This window comes from Zunongwangia mangrovi (assembly GCF_900112105.1).
In the GTDB taxonomy this organism is placed as follows: Bacteria; Bacteroidota; Bacteroidia; order Flavobacteriales; family Flavobacteriaceae; genus Zunongwangia; species Zunongwangia mangrovi.
This window is the reverse complement of record NZ_FOKV01000002.1, coordinates 171901-192150: the sequence shown is the minus strand read 5'-3', so window position 1 is coordinate 192150 and position 20250 is coordinate 171901. Positions and strand designations below refer to the sequence as shown.

The following is a 20250-nucleotide window of genomic DNA, read 5'->3' as shown; positions in this document are numbered from 1 at the left end:
CGAAGGTGCTAATATTTGATATTTTTGCAGCACAAAAAATTGAGACTTGGAAACTTCCGGTATCTATCAAAACCGATTTAAAGCTTTAAATTGCTGTGTTTTAGTTCCTACTTATAATAATGAAGGCACTTTAGCTTCAGTATTAGAAGATCTTTTAGTGTACACAGATCAGATCCTTGTTTTAAACGACGGAAGTACCGATAGTACCAAACAAATTCTTCAGAACTTCAAGCAAATTGAAGTCCGTAATTTCAGTAAAAATAAAGGCAAGGGTCAGGCGCTTAAAAAAGGTTTTAAGATCGCTGAAGAACTGGGTTACGATTATGTGATTACCATAGATTCAGATGGGCAGCATTATCCAGACGATCTTGACGTTTTCTTATCTGAATTAGAAAAGCGAAAGCCTAAAGATAAGGAAGTCTTACTTATTGGAGATCGAAATATGGGAAGCGATGGTGTTCCTGATGTTAGCGCTACCGGAAATGATTTTTCGAGCTATTGGTATCTCGTGGTTACAGGATTTCAGCTTCACGATACCCAAAGTGGATATCGATTATATCCATTAAAAGTGATGAACTCCATTACTTTTTATACCTGGAAGTTCGAGTTTGAAATTGAAACCATAGTTAAAGCCACTTGGCGTAAGATCGATGTGAAAAATGTACCGATAAAAGTACTTTATGACGAAAAGAATCGTGTAAGTCATTTCCGCCCGTTTTGGGATATTGTAAGGATCGTTTTGTTGTACATGTGGTTTGTGCTGGTAAGTTTTTTGTGGATTCATCCTCGCAATAAATATCGCGATTTTAAACAAAAGGGCTTTAAGAAATTCTGGAAAGAAGATATTTTAAAGAGTAGTGAAAGTCCGGTGAAAAAAGCCTCAGCTATTGCTATTGGTATTTTTGTGGGCTTATCGCCATTTTGGGGAATACATACTTTTCTGGTTTTCGTTTTAGCTGCACTTTTAAAAGTAAATAAGGTTACAGCCTTTTTATTTTCCAATATAAGTATACCGCCTTTTATTCCGGCAATCGTTTATGTAAGTTTCCAGATAGGTTCACTGGCTATGGGCGAAGGCTGGGATTGGACATTAAAATTACAAAGTATTGGCTCTACCACAGATGTTTTTCTTGGATTAGGACAATACATTTTAGGGAGTTTGATTCTGGCAATTAGTGCGTCGATACTGGTTTGGATTGTGTTTTATTTGTTATTTTCGGTTTTGAATAAAAAGCAGATCATCAAATCCTAAATGCATCATTTCTTTTTAAAATCCTATCGTTTTTTTCAGCAGAATAAATTGCCGGGCATATTGCTATTATTAGCATTTGTTGCGGGAGTTGGATTTTTAGCTTCAAAGGTTGAATTAGAAGAAGATGTAACCGGATTAATCCCTTCTCGGAAAAATCAGGATGTTTTAAAACGGATTTTAAAGGAAACCGAATTTTCAGATAAAATTGTCGTTACGATTTCTTCGGAAGAAAAGCAGCCGCAGGAACTAATTTCTTATGCTGAACGTTTTATAGATTCTGTAAATACCAACTTACCTGATTTTGTTGAAAACATTCAAGGTGAAATTGCAGATGAAGGGGTGCGTGAAATTTACAATTTCGTTTATCAGAATTTACCTTTATTTCTGAATGAAGCCGATTATGCTGAAATTGAAAAAAAGCTTTCAGATTCTGCAATTTCAAAGCAAATAAAAGAAGATTACCGAAGCATAATTTCTCCAACCGGGATCGTTACCAAAAATTTTATTTTCCAGGATCCGCTTAGTTTAGGACCAATAGGGCTCGAAAAATTGCGAGAACTTCAGATTGGCGATAATTATTTGCTGTATAATAATTATTTGCTCACTAAAGATAAAAAGCACCTGCTACTTTTTATCACGCCAACTTTACCGGCTTCAGAAACCAATAAAAACAACCAGTTTATAGCCGATCTTAGAGAAATTCAGCAGCAATTAAATACTGAATTCAATACGGTTGAAGGTGACTTTTTTGGCGGAGTCTTATATTCACTGGCCAATGCCAATCAGATTAAAAAAGATGTACAAATCACAATTAGTATTGCAATCTCGATATTGTTGATTTTACTAATCTTTTTTTACCGAAAGGTCTATGTTCCGCTAATACTTTTTATCCCCGGAATCATTGCAGCGGTTACCGCAATAGCGATATTGTATATTTTTAAAGGAAGTATTTCTGCGATATCAATTGGGATTGGTTCGATTTTACTGGGAATCACACTCGATTATGGATTGCATATTCTAACGCATTATCGTAATAATCACGATGTTTCTCAGCTTTATAAAGAAGTTACAAGACCGATCTTAATGAGCAGTTTCACTACGGCAATTGCTTTTTTATGCCTGTTATTTGTAAATAGTGAAGCGCTAAACGATTTAGGGATGTTTGCCGCAATTAGTGTAATTATTGCTGCTTTTCTGGCATTATTACTTATTCCTATTCTCTACGGAAGACGAATTGGAGAAGCACCCAAAAACACCTTTCTTGACAAGTTAGCGGGTGTTCAGTTCTTTAAAATTAAACCGCTGTTTTTTAGTGTGGTGATATTGTTTGTTTTCGGACTGTTTTTTTTCACGAAAGTGAACTTCAATAATGATCTGAGTGAGATCAATTTTCAGCCTGATTCCATTAAAAAAGCCGAACAAAAAATACAGAATATCGCCAATAGTAGCGGTAAAACTTTGTATTTGGTTAGCTACGGAAACTCTATCGACCAGGCGCTTCTGGAAAATTCTAAAGTTTACCAGAATTTAAAATCTGTTAACGAAAAAGCAGAGTTAAACTCTTACAGTAGCATTGGTGGTGTGGTGTTATCGACACAAACACAAAACCAGAAGATTCAGCAATGGAAAGATTTCTGGAATTCTAAAGATACTTCAGCAATTAAAAATAAAATCCTGTCAGAATCTGCACAATATGGCTTTAAGCCAGAGAGTTTTCAGGATTTTTATGATTTACTGGATAAAGACTTCGAAAACCTACAATTAGATGATTACCAAAACACCACAAACCTTTATTTAAACGACTTTATTTCGATAAGTGAAGATTTTGCAACGGTGACAACAACGGTAAATTTGGGAGAATTGCCATCGCAAGAATTTACAGCAGCATTCGATAATCTCGACAATACTTTGATTATCGATCGCGAGCGAATTAACGAAGGATTTTTAGGCAATTTAAAAAACGATTTTAATCAGCTTATTGGTTTATCGATTTTAGCCGTTTTTGTTATTCTTTTAATTTCCTATCAAAATTTAGAAATTAGTCTATTAACGCTATTGCCAATCGGGATTACCTGGATAATTGCGCTGGGAATTATGGGCGCTTTGGCGATCGAATTCAATATTCTGAATATTATTATTTCGACCTTTGTTTTTGGTTTAGGCTTAGATTATAGCATTTTTATTACCAACGCCTGCCTTAAAGAATATCAAACCGGGAAAAGCGAACTTAAAACTTACCAAACATCGATCTTGATTTCTGTGATCACAACCTTATTGGGAATTGGCGCTTTGATCTTTGCAAAACACCCGGCATTGCGATCGGTTTCCAGTGTTTCGATAATTGGTGTGTTTTCTGCGGTTTTAGTGGCATTTGTGCTTCAGGTTTGGTTGTTTAATATATTGTTTATTAATCGGCGTAAAAAGGGCTTACCGCCTTTTAGATTTAGCCGAATTAGAAGTTTTATTCGGAATAAAATTTATTACAAACAGGATCTTTATTATCAGGATGCGGTGTTGGATAATTATCGATATAAGCCGGTTTACAGTGAAGCGAAAGCTGAGTTTACTGAAAAAAAAGAACCCTATTTGCGTGTTTCTAATTTTATTGAAAAAGGGGAATGTGTATTCTTTTTTTATTCAGGAATTGGGGTGTTTCCGATTTATCTGAGTTATATCAATCCGAATTCAAATATTACGGGTTACGAAACTTCAGAATCTATTGAAATCGCCAGAAATTGTTTCCGTAGTAAACATGAAAATTTACATTTTTCTACTGAAATTGATGCGGCTAAGACCTGTTCTACTTTTATCATTCCAGATCACGAAATAAATGATCTGAACGAAATTAAGCAGGTGATCAATAGATTTGGAAAAAAGGTAATTGTACTTCACAAAACCCTAAATACGCAATGGCTGCTGGACGCGAATTTTGAAATTACCTATCGCCAAAGCGGAATTTTAGTGTTTGAAAAAGAATAGCATGAAGAAGTTTTTCATACTTTTTATTTTAGTTTTTCTTTCTTCCTGCGGAATTAAAAAATCTTATCAGGATTTGCCCAATGTTGCCGGAATTTCTGAAGTTGATACCGTTCGTACAAAAATTAGCGATACTCATTATTCTTTAGGAAAAAACAATCTATTTCAGAATAAATACGGTGTTTGGGAACTTTATATTGAAGGAGATGCATTGGAACTCGGCTTAGCTAATGGAGCTTTAACTCAGGATCTAATTCATCATCAGGAAAATGCTTTTATGGGAAAGATCAACGAAATGGTTCCTTCTGAAGGCTATAGAAACTTCTTAAAAAAACTCGTTTCCTGGTTTAATCGTAAAATGTATTTGTATGTTCCTGAAGAGTATAAACAGGAAATTTACGGAGTTTCGAGATTCGGACTCACAAAATACGATGAATTTGCGCCGGCTTATTTGCGTATGTTGTATTTCCATGGGGCGCACGATATCGGTCACGCCTTGCAGGATTTGATGCTCGTAGGTTGTACAAGTTTTGCTGCCTGGGATGATAAAACAGCAGATGGAGAGTTGCTTTTAGGTCGAAATTTCGATTTTTATGCAGGAGACGAATTTTCCAACCAAAAAATGGTGGCTTTTGTAAATCCGGACAACGGACATAAATTCATGATGTACACCTGGGGCGGGATGATTGGCGCGGTTAGCGGAATGAACGAAGAAGGAATTACTGTAACTATTAACGCCGGAAAATCTAAGATCCCGATGTTGGCTAAAGATCCAATTACGTTGGTTTCAAGAGAGATTCTTCAGCATGCTTCTAATTTAGAAGAGGCGATCGATATTGCGAAAAAGAGAGAGGTTTTTGTTTCAGAATCGATTATGGTGGGAAGTGCCAAAGATCATAAAGCGATTCTAATTGAAGTCAGCCCAAAAAATTTCGGAGTTTACGAAGTAGAGAATTCAGATCAGTTAATTTGTAGCAATCACTTTCAGAGTTCTGAATATCAGCATGATAAAAGAAATCAAAAAACCATTAAAGAAAGTCATTCGCAATATCGTTATGAGCGCATGACAGAGCTTGTTTCTGAAGCCGATAAATTGAATCCGCAAAAAGCTGTTGAAATTCTACGAAATAGAAGAGGATTAGATGGAGAAAACATTGGCTACGGAAATGAAAAAGCAATTAATCAATTATTAGCGCATCACGGTATCGTTTTTAAACCTGAAGAAAAGAAAGTGTGGTTATCTGCAAATCCGTATCAAATGGGAGCTTTTATTTCCTATGATTTGGATAATGTTTTTGCTGAATTTGAAAAAGGAAGTGTTAGCGGAAGTGTGATGAATGCTGAAGAGATAATTCCTGAATCCGATTTTTTACAAACAAAAAACTATAAAAATTACGAAGAATATCGAAAAATAAGGGAAAGCTTTGTTCAGGATTTAGAACATGAAAATCCAATTAATCCCGATGATGCCGAAGCTTTAAAGCAGTTAAATCCTTATTTTTGGCAGGCTTATTATTTAAGTGGGCAATATTACTATCGCGAGGGCAATTATAAAAAAGCCATTATCGATTTTAAGCAGGCCTTGCGCCGTGAAATATCAACTTTGCCAGAAAAAGAGCATCTTAAGAAATTACTGAAAAAATCGTATAGAAAACTTTAAATGAAAGACTTTCTTTCTCCAGAAATATCGCAACAAGAACAGTGGCAATTGGTAAAACAGCATTTGGATTACGCTTCCCAAAATTCGCCATTTTACAAGCAGATTTTTATTGAGAATGCGATCGATATTTCAGCAATAAAAAATGAAACCGATTTTCGTCGAATTCCGATTACGACTAAGGAAGATCTTCAACTTCATAATTTAGATTTTTTAGCGGTAGATTATACGGAGGTTATCGATCATGTAACTACGTCTGGAACTTTAGGGAATCCGATAAATTTTATGCTTAATGAGGCCGATTTACAGCGTTTAACCTATAACGAATACGAATCTTTTAAGATTGCCGGAGTAACCAAAAATGATGTGGTGCAAATCACAACTACGCTAGATCGCCGATTTATGGCCGGGATGGCCTATTATTTAGGTTTACGAAAACTTGGCGCCGGGGTAATAAGGACTGGCAGCGGATTGCCCGGTTTGCAATGGGACAGTATTCATCGTTTTAAACCTAAATTTTTAGTCGCCGTACCTTCGTTTTTGCTGAAACTAATCGATTATGCCCGGCAACATAATATCGATTATAAGAACTCTTCTGTAAAAGGTGTGATTTGTATTGGTGAATCATTGCTGAATGAAAATTTGGAAGATTCGGCTTTACGAAAAAGAATCCGGGAATTATGGGAGATAGAGCTGTTTTCAACTTATGCTTCTACGGAAATGGCTACAGCCTTTACAGAATGTGATTTGCATAAAGGCAATCATATTTTACCGAATCTTATCTATACTGAAATCCTTGACGAATCCGGAAAGCCCGTTGAAAATGGTGAAGTAGGAGAGTTGGTGGTTACTCCGTTACAGGTAGAAAGTATGCCTTTAATTCGGTATGCCACAGGAGATATGCTCATGAAAATTGAAGGAAATTGCATTTGCGGTAGAAGTTCCGCCAGGATTGGTGCTATAATTGGCCGTAAAAAGCAGATGCTGAAAATAAAAGGTACTTCGCTTTATCCACAACATATTCAGGAAGCGATGAATGCGTTAGAAATTTCAGATTATATTATTGAAGCCAAAAATGATGAATTTGGCAATGATCTAGTGATCTTGAAAATTTCAGAGGAAGTTAAATTAAGTCCTTTGGAAATTCAATTAAAATTACGAGACCAATTACAAATTAAGCTTGAAATTCAGCAAATATCGGCTTCAGCTTTATTTCAGAAAAAATTTCCGAAAGAAAGCAGAAAGCCAATTATTTTCCATGATCTGCGATCGATCTAAAATTGATAACCAATCCCTATATGCGCTCCAAACTGACTTAAATTGTAATCTAACATTTCATCTTTAAAGTCTATAGTGGCAAATTGTTTAAAATACGGATTGGCAAAAATAAAGAAGTCTCCAACATTATATTGACCGCCAAAACCTAAATGATAGCCAATTCCGTTTTGAGAGTATTCAATATCTGGATCGTTTAGTTCAAAACTTAAAACTGGGCCTGCATTTAGGAAGAAATAGTTCCAAAAGTTAAATTCCAGAAGAATAGGAATGGATAAAATTTCTAAATCATTATACCTAAAATGGGGCATAGATGATTTATTGTTGATTTCGTTGTAATAAAATACATTCTGTATTTTTATAGTAGTTTTAGAATACGTAAGTCCGGCGATCAAACTAATTTTTTTGCTCAGCGGAATAGAGAGTTCAGCACCAAATTCATAATGGTTTTCTATATCGTTGGCTGGGGAACCATCTAATTCTTCATTCTCTAAAAGTTCAGCATCAGAAAATCCATAGAATATACGTGCTGCAGGTTTTTGCGCATAAGTAGAAACTGTTAGGGCTAAAAACAGAAAGAGTAATTTTATCTTCATCTAATTGGTTTTATGTTAGATGAAAAAGAAAGAAAAAGGTTGCGTGAATTTTTGCATTTTCTTCTTATACTTTCTCACAAACCAATACGATCTTTTCTTCTTTAAGATTTGTAGTGAAAAATAAATAATTCTTACCACCGTCTTTGATCTTTAGTTTTTTCCGAATATTTTCTACATCAATGGGGAAATTTCGCGTGCTGATATTAGCTTTTTTCGACTTAAATTTTTTCTTTAATTCTTTAGATCCAAAATTCAGTATACCAGTTATTTTAAATTTTCTTCCCGGGAAGTTTATATTCTCTTCTGAAGTAAATAGATGAGAGTTTTGATGAAGTTTATTTACCTCAAAATCTTTTGTCAGTTGCCCAAAAAGCTGAGTTTTCATGATTGCAGAATTAGGCTCATAAAGATAATTTTGCGGTAAGCTAAAATCTATATTTTGATTCTCATCTAAAAATGTCTCGAAGCTTTGATTCCCTTTTTTGCTGAAGTTTTTTGAAATAATATTTACTGCTGAAGTACTATCTTTCTTTAAAATCCACAGCAATTCTTTCACCTCATTCTCTACAGCGACAACATGAATTTCAGTTACAAAATCAAGTTCTGAAATGCCTAATTTCAAATCGAGTAGAGGAGAAGTTTTTATTAAAATATTATCTGATTTTTCGAATAATAATGGCAAAATTTCAACAACATCTGGTGTGCAATCCGCTAGCCGAAAAACTTTACCACCATGATCGTCCCGTCTTGCGGGATCTAAATAGATCCAATCGAATTTTACTGCTGTAGCTTCTAAAAATGCGAGACCATCTCCAGAATTCACTTCAATATTATCGATTTTTAGTGCTTTAAAATTGTGCTGAACGATTTCAGCTAAATCAGTATTTAATTCGTTGTAGACGACGTTTTTAGTATTTTTAGAAAAGAAATAGCTATCGATACCAAAACCACCAGTAAGATCTACCAGGTTTTCTCCTGAAACTAAAGAGGCTTTATATTCCGCAGTAATTTGAGAAGAAGTCTGCTCTAAATTTAATTTTGGAGGATAAATAATATGCTGATTTTCGAACCATACGGGCAGTTTTCTCTCAGCTGTTTTTCTACCGGCGATTTGAGTGGCAAGTTCAGCAGCAGTGATTTTAGGAAAAGGACTGCCTTTTAAAACCAAAGCAGAAACATCTGCCTTTAAGTTCTTCGCTACAAATTCCTGAACTTCGGGCTGTAAAAGTTCGGTGTTCATAAAGCTGAAATTAGAGATCTCTCGTCAGTCTTTTTACGATCTTGTAATCGCTTAAAGATTCTTTGGCAATAACTTTTATCGCAGTATAAACCGGAACCGCTATAACCATCCCCACAACTCCAAACACTAATCCGGCAATAAGAATGATCAGGAAGATTTCTAAAGGATGAGATTTCACACTTGCACCAAAGATCATAGGCTGTGAAATAAGGTTATCGATCACCTGGCAAATCGCATATCCCAGCATTACATAGATCAATTTTGGTAAAATGATCGCCTGAAAATCGGCTCCCAAATTGCTGGATATTACAAATAATGCCATTAAAATTCCTGCGAAAACGGGTCCTAAATAAGGAACAAGATTCAAAAAAGCACAAATAAATGCGATCGCCACAGGATTGTTTATTTCAAAAAGGGTAAGCAAGATCATGTATAAAATAAATAATACAGTGATTTGCATAGTTAACCCCACAAAATATCTGGAAAGCAGAATCTTAATTTTGTTGAAAACACGAACAAATTTTTGCTCTTTTCCGCGGTTGGCGAATACTAAAATACTGTTCAGCATTAATTTGCTGTCTTTCAGAAGAAAAAATGAAATAAAAATTACTGAAAATAATGCAACGATCGTCGCACCTAGAATTCCGAAGACATTATTTAAAAACTTAGGAATAAGGCTAACATCGAGACTGCGAACAAACTGACTTTGCTTTAGACTTTCTATAATATTAATCTCCTCGACACCCAAATATGCATTGATTTGAGCGTTAAGATCGTTAAGATCACTTTTAAATGCTTCGATATCGATTCGACCTAAATACTGACTTTGCTCTATAACAATTGGGACAAAAACGAAAATTATGCCCACAAAAATTGCCAAAACCAATAGCAAAACGATCACAACAGCTATTTGATTGGGGATTTTTAAACGTTGGCGAAGAAAGATCACCACCGGTCTCCCGATTAGCGAGATAATGGCCGCAACAGCGATGTATACAATAACCGACTGGATTTCGTAAAGGAAAAATAGCAAAAGTATGATTCCCAGTGCGATACCCGCAGCCCTTAAAATTCCGTAAGAAAGTTCTTTAGCATTCACAGGCTAAATATAGGATTTTCTAAATTAAGGAATCAAGCTTTTTGTGATTTCGTAAAGAGAAATTCCTATCGATTGCGCCACATTCATGCTGCTGTTATTTCCAAACATAGGAATGTGCACGGTTTGGTCGCATAGATCTAAGATTTCTTCTGAAATGCCAAAATTTTCGTGTCCGGCAATTAGCACTATTTTTTCTGAAGTTTGTAATTGTAATTTCTGAAGCGGAATGCTATTTTGTGTAATTTCGAGGGCAATTATTTTATAGCCTTCAGCCTTTTTTTGACGAACAATTGCTGCTGAATCTTCCAAATACCGAAAATCGACATAATCGTGCGTGCTTCTTGAAGTTTTCTTTAATCGGTTGCTGTTTAAATTTGGTTCAATTCCGCAGAAAATGATCTCTTCAACATGAAAAGCATCGCTTAATCTGAAGATACTTCCAATATTTGCTTCTCCAGAGATATGATCCAGGATAAGCGTTACCGGAAATTTTTTATTACTGAATTTATTTTGAGAATGATCAAGTTGCATATCAGTTTTCAAAGGCATATTTGATAATATTAGCACCCATTTTTAAGGCTTTTAATCGTACTTCTTCAGGATCGTGATGAACTTCTTCATTCTCCCAACCGTCTCCCAAATCACTTTCAAAAGTAAAGAGCAAAACTAATCTACCTTCAGCAAAAATCCCAAAAGCCTGTGGCCGTTTTGCATCGTGTTCGTGGATTTTAGGCAATCCCTGGCTAAACTCAAATTGAGAATGAAAAATTGGGTGAGAAGTAGGTAGTTCTTGTAATTCTTTTTCTGGAAAAACATTGTTCAATGCTGAAATTAAATATTCTCGCATCCCATAATTATCATCGATATGTAAAAAACCGCCGCCTAAAAGATAGTTTCTTAGATTTTCAGCTTCACTTTCAGAAAAGATCACATTTCCGTGCCCCGTCATGTGAACAAAAGGATACATAAAAATTTCAGGACCTCCAGGGTTTACAGTAACCGGTTTTTGATCTAAACGGGTGTCAATATTTTTATTACAAAAATCGATAAGATTAGGTAATGCAGTAGGATTAGCATACCAATCGCCACCACCTTTATACTTTAAAAGTGCGATCTTTTGTGCAGCAACTTGCTGAATCCCAAAACTAAAAATAAAGATAAAAATGCACTTTTTTAGCATATAGTTTATTCGGTTTCGTTGATTAGGTTTATGGTATGGCAGGCTACAATGGCAGCAGTTTCGGTACGTAAACGGCTTGTGCCTAAACTTACCGGAGAAAAATCATTTTCTAAAGCCAATTTTATTTCTTCAGGAGAAAAATCACCTTCAGGACCAATTAAAATTAAGGTGTCGGTTAGTGCTGCTGCAGCATTTTGAAGCAAGATCCTTGGCTGGTCTTCTTCGCAATGTGCAATAAATTTTTCAGCATTAATATCTTTATTTATAAAATCTGAAAAGCTTACCGGTTCATTCAATTTAGGCATTCTAAAATGCAAAGATTGTTTCATGGCGCTTTGTAGCACTCGTTCATAGCGATCGAGTTTTACCACTTTACGTTCAGAATGATCACAGATCACTGGTGTGATTTCGTCGATACCAATTTCTGTAGCTTTTTCTAAAAACCATTCGTAACGGTTGTTCATTTTGGTAGGTGCTACTGCCAAATGCAACCAGTAATTAGGTCGAGCTTCTTTTTCAGTATCAATAATTTTAGCGACACATTGTTTTATATCTGCAGTGATAATTTGTGCAGTAAACAACAAGCCTTTACCATTGGTGACCTTTAGTAAAGCACCTTCAGTACGGCGTAAAACTTTTACGATATGCTTACTTTCTTCTCTACTGAAAATAATTTGCTGAGTAGATTCGTCGATATCTGTCTGAAAAAATAGCTGCATGCTTAAATTTTATATCGTGCCTGTGCGGTTGTAGAAAAATCTGAAAATTCCTGTTTTAGATATTTATAATGCCCTGCAATCGCAATCATGGCTGCGTTATCTGTAGTATATTCAAATTTCGGGATAAAACACTGCCATTTGTATCTTCTTTCAGCATCGTAAAGCGCATTTCTAATTCCGCTATTGGCTGAAACTCCGCCGCCAATTGCCACTTGTTTGATACCGGTTTCCTTTACCGCTTTTTTAAGTTTATCCATTAATATTTCTACGATGGTATATTGGATAGATGCGCAGATGTCTTTAAGGTTCTTTTCGATAAAATCTGGATCTTCTTTGGTTTGTTTTTCAACAAAATAAAGCACCGCCGTTTTAAATCCACTGAAACTAAAATCTAATCCGCCAACCTTTGGTTTTGGAAATTTAAAAGCTTTTGGGTCACCTTCCCTAGCATATTTATCGATTAACGGTCCGCCGGGATAAGGTAAACCAAGAATTTTAGCGCTCTTATCAAAAGCTTCTCCAACGGCATCGTCCATGGTTTCGCCGATAACTTCCATTGTAAAATAATCATTCACTTTTACAATTTGAGTATGGCCACCACTAATGGTCATCGCCAGGAGAGGAAATTCTGGTTTTTTAAAACCATCTTCTTCAATAAAATGCGCTAGAATATGCGCCTGCATGTGGTTTACTTCGATAAGAGGAATGCCCAGGCCCATTGATAAACTTTTAGCAAAAGAAGTTCCAACAAGTAAAGATCCCATAAGTCCCGGACCTCTTGTAAAAGCGATTGCAGATATATCTTTTTTACCGATATTTGCGTTCGCAATGGCCTGGTGAATCACAGGAACAATATTTTGTTGATGCGCTCTGGAAGCAAGTTCTGGAACAACACCACCATATTGTTGGTGTACTTTTTGGGTGGCTACAATATTAGATCGTATTTTGCCGTTGCAAAGTACAGCAGCAGCAGTGTCGTCACAAGAGGATTCTATTCCTAGAATATAGATATCTTCAGCCATTTGCGGTTTATTGGGCATATTTTAATTAATAGGATACAAAGTTAAAACATAAAAGCATATCAAAAAATTCTGGAAAATATTAACTAGAACATTGGTAGGATTGCTTTTATTGTTTATCCTGCTGCTCATTGTTTTTTCTATCCCAGCGGTACAGACTTCTTTAGCTGAAAAGCTTACAAAAACAATACGAGAAAAGAACGACGTAAATATCGAAATTGGGCGTGTATCCTTAAGTTATTTTGGTGGCGTTCAGGTTAATGAAATTTTCATCGAAGATCACCATCAGGATACTTTAATTTATACTAAAGAGCTAAGAACTTCGCTTTTAAGCCTAGGTAAATTAATTAATAATTCCCCAAACCTGGGTAAAACTACTTTGCAGCAATTTAAAATGAGAATGCGCCGCTACGAAGGGGAAGATTTGGATAATATGGGTGTTTTTATTAGCAAACTGAGTTCAGATTCTACGTCTAGCAGCAAGCCATTTACTTTAAGTGTTTCAAATCTACAGGTATTGGATGGCAAGTATAGCTTTATTGATGAAAATAATAAATACCCTGAAATCATCAAATTTGACAAATTAGGCATTAATGCAGATGATTTTACGGTAGAAGGTTCAGAAATTAAAGCAGATATTCAATTAATTAGAGCGCACGATCGCCGCGGAATGCAAATTAACCGTCTCAGTACGAACTTTTTGTATAATCCAACCAATATGCGGCTTGATGATCTGGAAATTATTACGGAAAATTCTGAAATTTATGCGAATATAGATTTTGATTACGATGAAGGTGATTTTGGCGATTTTTTCAATAAAGTAAAAATTAATGCCGATTTCACCGAATCTCAGGTTTCTTCTACAGATCTTCAGGTTTTTTATGATGCTTTTGGTGAAGATGAAATGCTGAATCTTACCACAAACCTAAACGGAACTTTAAATGATCTTCAACTAAACGATCTTCAGCTTTTTGGATTAGATAGAAGTGCGGTTTATGGTGATCTTAATTTAAAAGGAGCTTTTACCGGTGAGGCTGAAGATTTTCAGCTTAGCGGAACATTAAGAAACTTTTCGTCAAACTATTACGATCTGGTTAATTTCCTACCAGGGATTTTACGTGGTAAACTTCCGCAGGAACTAAGCTCTTTTGGGAGCGTGAGAATTATAGGAAACACCACGATTACCAGTTCTTCTGTAGCTATGGATATCGATCTTAGCTCGCAATTGGGTAGTGCCACAGCAGATCTTGACTTTAATAATTTGAATGATGCAGATAATGCCGGGTATTCTGGAAACTTGAAGGTAAAAGATTTTAATATTGGTCGGTTAATAGAAAATAAGCAGGTAGGGAAAACTTCATTCAATTTAGATATAAAAGGAACCGGTTTTACGGCAGATAATCTAAATACGCAGTTGCGAGGGCAAATTTCAAAATTAGGCTTTAAAGGTTATAATTACAGCAACATTCGGGTAATAGGAAATATGCGAGCGCCGGTTTTCAACGGTAACCTGGCGATTAATGATCCTAGCTTAAGAATGGAATTTAATGGTCTTGCCGATCTATCTTCAGAAATTAATAATTACGATTTTGAAGCTTCTGTTGCCTATGCAGATCTCTATAAAATGAACATCATAGATCGTGATACCATTTCTATTTTTAAAGGAGATGTGATTATGAATATGGAAGGAACAAGTATTGATGATGCGGTTGGCGAAATTTTATTACTGAATACTTCGTACGAGAATCCTATGGATCTTTATCGTTTTGATGATTTTAGTATCAAATCGAGTTTTGCTGGTAATGTTCGTACCATAGAAGTAAATAGCCCAGATGTGATAAGCGGGCAAATGAAAGGCCGATTTAATCTTTCTGAATTACAGGCTTTATTCCAAAATTCCATTGGTTCGATTTATACGAATTACGAACCTAATGTGATCACGAATAATCAATACATGGAGTTCGATTTTGATATTTATAACAAGATCGTTGAAGTTTTTTATCCAGATCTAACCTTATCGCCAAATACATTTTTAAGAGGCCGAGTTGAATCTGATGAATCTGAATTTAAACTGAATTTTAGATCGCCAAAGATCGATCTTTTTAATAATATGTTTCAGGAAGTAAATCTTCAGGTAGATAACACCAACCCGATTTACAATACTTATTTTGAAGCCGATAGTGTTACGACAGGAACTTATAATTTTTCAGAATTCAGTTTTATCAACGTAACGCAAAGAGACACTTTATTTATTAGATCTGAATTCAAAGGAGGAAAATACGATCGTGATGTTTTTAACCTGAATTTATTCCACACGATCAATAAAGAAAATCAGTCGGTTGTTGGGATTCAGCGAAGTGATTTTACTTTTAAGGATAATACGTGGTATATCAACCAAAATCGAAATAAGAATAACAAATTCGTTTTCGAGAACAGTTTTAGAGATATTACGATAGATTCGCTAGTGATGAATCACGGTAATGAAGAAATTCGCTTAAGCGGAGTTGTAAGGGATTCTACATACAAAGATTTGAATATGGAATTTAGCAATGTAGATCTCTATAAAATTACTCCAGAAATTGATAGTCTTGATATTGGCGGAAGATTGAACGGTGAGTTAGACGTACTACAGGAAAAAGGAGCTTATTATCCTAATACTTCAATGCTTATCGATTCATTGAAGATCAATAAAATTCTCTTAGGAAACATGAAATTAGATGTTTCAGGGAACGAAAATTTAACCAATTACACCGTAAATGCCAGTCTTCAAAAAGAAGAGATCGAATCACTGTCGGCTGTAGGTGATATCAATGTAGAAGGAAGTCAACCCACAATAGATCTGGATATCGATCTTCAAAAACTAAATATGGCAGCATTTAGTCCGTTAGGAGGTGAAGTGCTGAGTAATATTCGGGGATTTGCATCAGGATCTGCAACGGTAAGCGGCGATTATAAAAATCCAGATTTTGGTGGTAGTATAAGGCTTAATAATGCAGGACTAACGATTCCGTACCTAAATGTAGATATCGATTTATTAAATCAGGCTCAGGTTAATTTAACGCAGCAACAATTTGTATTTGATAATGTAGATATTCAGGATACAAAATATAAGACACGAGGTGTTTTAGACGGAAGTATTTCTCACGAAAACTTTACTAAATGGTTCTTGAATCTTGGAATAAATACCGATCGTTTACTGGTTTTAGACACTGAAGCAGAAGAAGACGCACTTTACTACGGGACCGCTTTTATTAGTGGTGATGCAACAATCGCAGGTCCTACAGATCAATTGGTGATCGAGGTGAATGCTACTACCGAAGAAGGTACGATTTTTAAAATTCCGCTTAGTGATGAAGAGTCGGTTGGAGATAATTCTTATATCCACTTTTTAACTCCGGAAGAAAAAGCCGCTCGCGCTGCCGGTGAAGAAATTGAAATCCCTGAAGTTAAAGGTATAGAACTCGTTTTTGACCTGGATGTAACCAGGGATGCTGAAGTAGAAGTAGTGATCGATCAAACCAGCGGAAGTACCTTAAGAGGTCGAGGCGCCGGAAACTTACTTCTGGAGATCAATACCAATGGCAAGTTTAATATGTGGGGTGATTTTATTGTTTACGAAGGTGTTTACAATTTTAAATATGCCGGGTTGGTACAAAAAGTCTTTAATGTAAGATCTGGCGGAAGTATTAATTGGGATGGGAATCCATTAAGGGCAGAATTAGATGTTAGTGCAATATATTCTTTAGATGCTAACCCAGCGGTATTACTAGAAAATCCATCGATCAACCGTAAAATTCCGGTAGATGTAGTCATCAATTTACAGGGACAGGTAATTCAACCAGAGATCAATTTTGATATTCAGTTTCCAACAGCAAGTTCTGTAGTACGATCTGAATTAGAATACCGAATGGATGATAGGGCAAGCCGAGAACTTCAGGCCTTATTTTTAGTAACTCAAAATGCTTTTTATAGCGAATTTGGATTGCGTCAAACCGCAATAACCGGAACACTGGCAGAAAGAGCTTCAAGTATTGTAAATGATATTTTTGCAGATGAAGATGGAAAATTCCAGGTAGGCGTAAATTATGTTCAGGGAGATCGAACGCCAGACCAGCAAACGGTAGATCGTTTTGGATTAACACTAAGTACACAAATTAGTGAGCGTGTTTTAATAAATGGGCAGGTTGGTGTGCCAATTGGCGGAACAACCGAATCTGTAATTGTAGGAGACCTGGAGATCGATTTCCTATTAAATGAAGATGGATCTTTACGGGCTACTGTATTTAACCGTGAAAATAACATTCAGTTTATAGGTGAAGAGATAGGTTTCACTCAGGGTGTTGGGCTTTCTTACTCTGTCGATTTTGATACGTTTAAAGAATTGATACGTAAAATAACGAATAAGGAATTAGAGGTTCAAAATACTCAACAGCCTAAGCAAGAAAAGATGGAGGTGAAAAACTCGCTTGCTCCAGATTATATAAACTTTCCAGAAGACGATAATGAGCTGGAATGATGTTAAAAAAATCAGCAATTTCAGATAATTTAATCCTCGTTTAGCTTACTATTTTCAGCTATACTTCGTAATTTTACAATTCAAATATTGTACACTTATGAGTAAAAAAATTAAACGAATTGGGGTGATAACTTCGGGAGGAGATGCTCCAGGGATGAATGCTGCTATTCGAGCTGTAGTAAGAGCATGTTCTTATTATCACATCAGCTGTTATGGCTTTTACAATGGTTATAATGGCTTGATAAATGGAAATTTTGAAGAGCTTGATGCTCGTAGTGTACGAAATATTATAAATAGAGGAGGCACATTTTTAAAAAGTGCTCGTTCTAAAGAATTCAGGACAAAAGAAGGTAGAGCAAAAGCCTACGATACGCTTAAGGAATTAGAAGTAGATGCTTTAGTACTTATCGGTGGAGACGGAACATTTACAGGAGGGCAAATCTTCAGCCACGAATTTGATATTCCTGTGATTGGTGTCCCAGGAACTATCGATAATGATATTTACGGAACGTCACACACAATAGGTTACGATACTGCTTTAAATACCGTTGTAGAAGCAATAGATAAAATACGAGACACAGCAAGTTCTCACGATCGATTATTTTTTATTGAAGTAATGGGACGTGACGCTGGTTTTATAGCTCTTAATACCGGAATTGGAGCAGGAGCTGAAGAAATTTTAGTTCCTGAAGAGGACCTGGGATTAGATCGATTATTAGATTCTTTAGAAAAGAGTAGAAGATCAGGGAAAAGTTCCAGTATCGTAATTGTTTCTGAAGGAGATAAAATTGGGAAGAATGTTTTTCAGTTAGCAGATTATGTAAAGGAAAATTTACCATTTTACGACGCTAAAGTAACCGTTTTGGGTCACATTCAACGTGGTGGAATTCCTTCATGTTTTGATCGTGTTCTGGCAAGTAGAATGTCGGTTAAAGCCGTAGAATTATTACTGGATGGTCAAAAGAATGTGATGGTAGGTCTTAAGGACGACGATATTATCACTTGTCCTTTAGATGATGTAATTCATGAAAAACCTAATATCAATAAAGATCTTTTAAGAATTTCTGAAATTCTATCTACTTAATTTTTGCTGAATGAAAACAATAGCGATCATTGCCCATAATGGGAAGAAAGCTGAAATGGTACAGTTCTTAAATGAATATCGTAGCGTTTTAGAATCTAAGGATATTAGGCTTATCTCTACAGGTACCACTGGTAGTAAAGCCGAAACTGCCGGTTTTGATGTCGAAAAATTATTATCTGGACCACTGGGAGGTGATGCTCAAATAGCAAGCCGATTAGTAGAAGGAAAAGTAAACATGGTGGTCTTCTTTAGAGATCCGATGGATAAACATCCCCATGAGCCAGATATCTTTATGTTGATGCGACTATGCGATGTTCATAATGTACCGCTCGCCACAAATCCGGCAACAGCAAAACTTTTGATAGAAGCATTATAAATAAATTCCTTTAAATTTTTGAGAGCTCTAAAGATTATTTTCACATTTTCAACTATTCTATTTTATTTTTATTCTTACAGCCAAAATAGTACAAAAACGTACGAAGGAAAGTTTTATAAACTTGGATTCAATTATGGTTTTGGAAGTGTAGACAATCTTTTTTTTACTGATGATGATTATTTTTACGAGTTTCAATTAAGAAAATTTCAAATTTATTATAAGATTAAACAAGGGCAATTGTTCGATTATGAATTTATTTTCCAGCCAGAAATAAACACCACAAAGCATCAACTTACTAGTGATCGGTATGTTGTGGGAAGAATGCATCCTTTGATTGAAAGAGTAGAAGAAATGCAATCTTTCAAGACATTTAACGAATATGTTATGAATTTTGGAATGATTGTTAGGAAGAATATTGGAGTGAAATCTAGCCTTTACTTTTTAGCGAGTATTGGCCCTGGCTACTTCGAACGTACAACGGAAAGAATGGAAAAAGGAATAGGTTTTTCTGATAATTTAGCTTTGGGTTTTAGCTATCAAATAAATAAACTTTTCATCGATTCTCGTTTGGGTTATAGGCATGTCTCCAACGCTGATATAAACGAAGTAAATGATGGTTATGACGCAATAGTTGTGGATTTAGGGATAGGCTTTTTTCTTTAAAAAAGATTATCGGATATTATTTTATATTTGGTTTCTTAAACCTAATCAATTTCAAAGAAATGTAACACATCATCCCAATTTTTTGCTCTCGAATGATTTTTTACCTTCAGGTTATGAAAAGCTTCATATAAAAGAGTTTCTCCTTTAAACGGATCTAAGTTTTTGGGATGATCATCGATCATATAATGCGTTTTGATGATGTGTTTATTTCCGCATAAAACAATATTACGCCAGTCTATAAATGGAAAATGATTTTGAAGCCAGTTTCGTTTTTCGATCAAACTTTTGGGAAATTCCATTGCAGCTGAAACTACATAAACGTCGTATTTTTCTTGTAACTTTTTAACTGCTTCAACAGCGCCATCCATCACGGGAACAGTTCCAAAAAAACCGGGAGTATTTGCATATTTTCTAATAATTCCTTTTACAGGAAAAGCTTTAGCTTCAGTCTTTCCCTTTAGATCTTCGTGCGTTAACTTATCCTGATATTCTTTGTTATACCAGTTTAGAAAATGTGTTTCTACATCTGCCATAACGCCATCCATATCGATGGCAATGGATTCTTTTTTCATTCAAGAGTTTTTGGCAATGTACGAAA

Annotated in this window: 16 protein-coding genes; 8 read left to right on the top strand and 8 right to left on the bottom strand. The window is 35.5% G+C overall.

All coding sequences use genetic code 11. From position 1 onward, the window contains the following. Positions 1-46: 46 nt before the first annotated feature. The 4 genes from BM201_RS07035 to BM201_RS07020 are packed head-to-tail and all read left to right on the top strand — an operon-like array spanning position 47 to position 7163. Positions 47-1252: a DUF2062 domain-containing protein gene (locus BM201_RS07035; protein ID WP_092541016.1), complete on the top strand. Its 1206-nt coding sequence runs from the start codon at positions 47-49 to the stop codon at positions 1250-1252. Next, positions 1253-4231: an MMPL family transporter gene (locus BM201_RS07030; protein WP_092541014.1), complete on the top strand. Its 2979-nt coding sequence runs from the start codon at positions 1253-1255 to the stop codon at positions 4229-4231. Between the two features lies 1 nt (position 4232). Then, positions 4233-5888: a C45 family autoproteolytic acyltransferase/hydrolase gene (locus BM201_RS07025; protein ID WP_092541012.1), complete on the top strand. Its 1656-nt coding sequence runs from the start codon at positions 4233-4235 to the stop codon at positions 5886-5888. After that, positions 5889-7163: a flexirubin biosynthesis putative acyl-CoA ligase FlxY gene (locus BM201_RS07020; RefSeq protein WP_092541010.1), complete on the top strand. Its 1275-nt coding sequence runs from the start codon at positions 5889-5891 to the stop codon at positions 7161-7163. Here the strand turns inward: BM201_RS07020 and BM201_RS07015 are convergent. The 7 genes from BM201_RS07015 to tsaD all read right to left on the bottom strand — a co-directional run bounded on the left by BM201_RS07015 (position 7160) and on the right by tsaD (position 13016). Further along, complete coding sequence (locus BM201_RS07015) at positions 7160-7756, bottom strand: hypothetical protein (RefSeq protein WP_092541008.1); 597 nt, start codon at positions 7754-7756, stop codon at positions 7160-7162. The two genes, BM201_RS07020 and BM201_RS07015, sit on opposite strands and share 4 nt — an antisense overlap. A gap of 64 nt (positions 7757-7820) precedes the next feature. Continuing rightward, positions 7821-8996 (bottom strand): THUMP-like domain-containing protein, encoded by a 1176-nt coding sequence (locus BM201_RS07010; RefSeq protein ID WP_092541006.1) that lies wholly within the window; start codon positions 8994-8996, stop codon positions 7821-7823. 10 nt (positions 8997-9006) lie between these two features. Next, positions 9007-10095 (bottom strand): AI-2E family transporter, encoded by a 1089-nt coding sequence (locus BM201_RS07005; protein WP_092541004.1) that lies wholly within the window; start codon positions 10093-10095, stop codon positions 9007-9009. A 24-nt stretch (positions 10096-10119) separates the two neighbouring features. Next, entirely contained in the window at positions 10120-10644 is a 525-nt protein-coding gene (locus BM201_RS07000) for a TrmH family RNA methyltransferase (RefSeq protein WP_245758596.1), read from the bottom strand. Next, complete coding sequence (locus tag BM201_RS06995) at positions 10628-11275, bottom strand: DUF4159 domain-containing protein (RefSeq protein WP_092541000.1); 648 nt, start codon at positions 11273-11275, stop codon at positions 10628-10630. The genes BM201_RS07000 and BM201_RS06995 overlap by 17 nt, the downstream gene beginning before the upstream one ends. Positions 11276-11280: 5 nt before the next feature. After that, a complete protein-coding gene (locus BM201_RS06990; RefSeq protein WP_092540998.1) occupies positions 11281-11994 on the bottom strand; it encodes a 16S rRNA (uracil(1498)-N(3))-methyltransferase in 714 nt (237 codons plus the stop codon). A 2-nt stretch (positions 11995-11996) separates the two neighbouring features. Next, positions 11997-13016, bottom strand: a complete 1020-nt coding sequence (gene tsaD / locus BM201_RS06985) for a tRNA (adenosine(37)-N6)-threonylcarbamoyltransferase complex transferase subunit TsaD (RefSeq protein WP_245758595.1) — start codon at positions 13014-13016, stop codon at positions 11997-11999. A gap of 91 nt (positions 13017-13107) precedes the next feature. Between tsaD and BM201_RS06980 the strand changes: the two genes are divergently transcribed. The 4 genes from BM201_RS06980 (at position 13108) to BM201_RS06965 (ending at position 19652) form a co-directional block, all read left to right on the top strand. After that, positions 13108-17529 (top strand): translocation/assembly module TamB domain-containing protein, encoded by a 4422-nt coding sequence (locus BM201_RS06980; RefSeq protein WP_092540994.1) that lies wholly within the window; start codon positions 13108-13110, stop codon positions 17527-17529. 97 nt (positions 17530-17626) lie between these two features. Next, on the top strand, positions 17627-18613 hold the full coding sequence (pfkA, locus tag BM201_RS06975; protein ID WP_092540992.1) for a 6-phosphofructokinase: 987 nt from the start codon (positions 17627-17629) through the stop codon (positions 18611-18613). Between the two features lie 10 nt (positions 18614-18623). Then, entirely contained in the window at positions 18624-18989 is a 366-nt protein-coding gene (locus BM201_RS06970; protein ID WP_092540990.1) for a methylglyoxal synthase, read from the top strand. Positions 18990-19007: 18 nt separating this feature from the next. Next, positions 19008-19652, top strand: a complete 645-nt coding sequence (locus tag BM201_RS06965; protein WP_092540988.1) for an acyloxyacyl hydrolase — start codon at positions 19008-19010, stop codon at positions 19650-19652. 41 nt (positions 19653-19693) lie between these two features. Here BM201_RS06965 and BM201_RS06960 read toward each other — a convergent pair whose 3' ends face one another. Next, positions 19694-20224 (bottom strand): 5' nucleotidase, NT5C type, encoded by a 531-nt coding sequence (locus BM201_RS06960; RefSeq protein ID WP_092540987.1) that lies wholly within the window; start codon positions 20222-20224, stop codon positions 19694-19696. Between the last annotated feature and the right edge of the window lie 26 nt (positions 20225-20250).

Excerpts from the sequence above, each read along its gene's own strand:
- BM201_RS07030 (WP_092541014.1), top strand. The coding sequence starts at position 1,253 with ATGCATCATTTCTTTTTAAAATCCTATCGTTTTTTTCAGCAGAATAAA.
- BM201_RS07025 (WP_092541012.1), top strand. The coding sequence starts at position 4,233 with ATGAAGAAGTTTTTCATACTTTTTATTTTAGTTTTTCTTTCTTCCTGC.
- BM201_RS07020 (WP_092541010.1), top strand. The coding sequence starts at position 5,889 with ATGAAAGACTTTCTTTCTCCAGAAATATCGCAACAAGAACAGTGGCAA.
- BM201_RS07015 (WP_092541008.1), bottom strand. The coding sequence starts at position 7,756 with ATGAAGATAAAATTACTCTTTCTGTTTTTAGCCCTAACAGTTTCTACT.
- BM201_RS07010 (WP_092541006.1), bottom strand. The coding sequence starts at position 8,996 with ATGAACACCGAACTTTTACAGCCCGAAGTTCAGGAATTTGTAGCGAAG.
- BM201_RS07000 (WP_245758596.1), bottom strand. The coding sequence starts at position 10,644 with ATGCCTTTGAAAACTGATATGCAACTTGATCATTCTCAAAATAAATTC.
- BM201_RS06995 (WP_092541000.1), bottom strand. The coding sequence starts at position 11,275 with ATGCTAAAAAAGTGCATTTTTATCTTTATTTTTAGTTTTGGGATTCAG.
- BM201_RS06990 (WP_092540998.1), bottom strand. The coding sequence starts at position 11,994 with ATGCAGCTATTTTTTCAGACAGATATCGACGAATCTACTCAGCAAATT.
- tsaD (WP_245758595.1), bottom strand. The coding sequence starts at position 13,016 with ATGGCTGAAGATATCTATATTCTAGGAATAGAATCCTCTTGTGACGAC.
- pfkA (WP_092540992.1), top strand. The coding sequence starts at position 17,627 with ATGAGTAAAAAAATTAAACGAATTGGGGTGATAACTTCGGGAGGAGAT.
- BM201_RS06970 (WP_092540990.1), top strand. The coding sequence starts at position 18,624 with ATGAAAACAATAGCGATCATTGCCCATAATGGGAAGAAAGCTGAAATG.
- BM201_RS06960 (WP_092540987.1), bottom strand. The coding sequence starts at position 20,224 with ATGAAAAAAGAATCCATTGCCATCGATATGGATGGCGTTATGGCAGAT.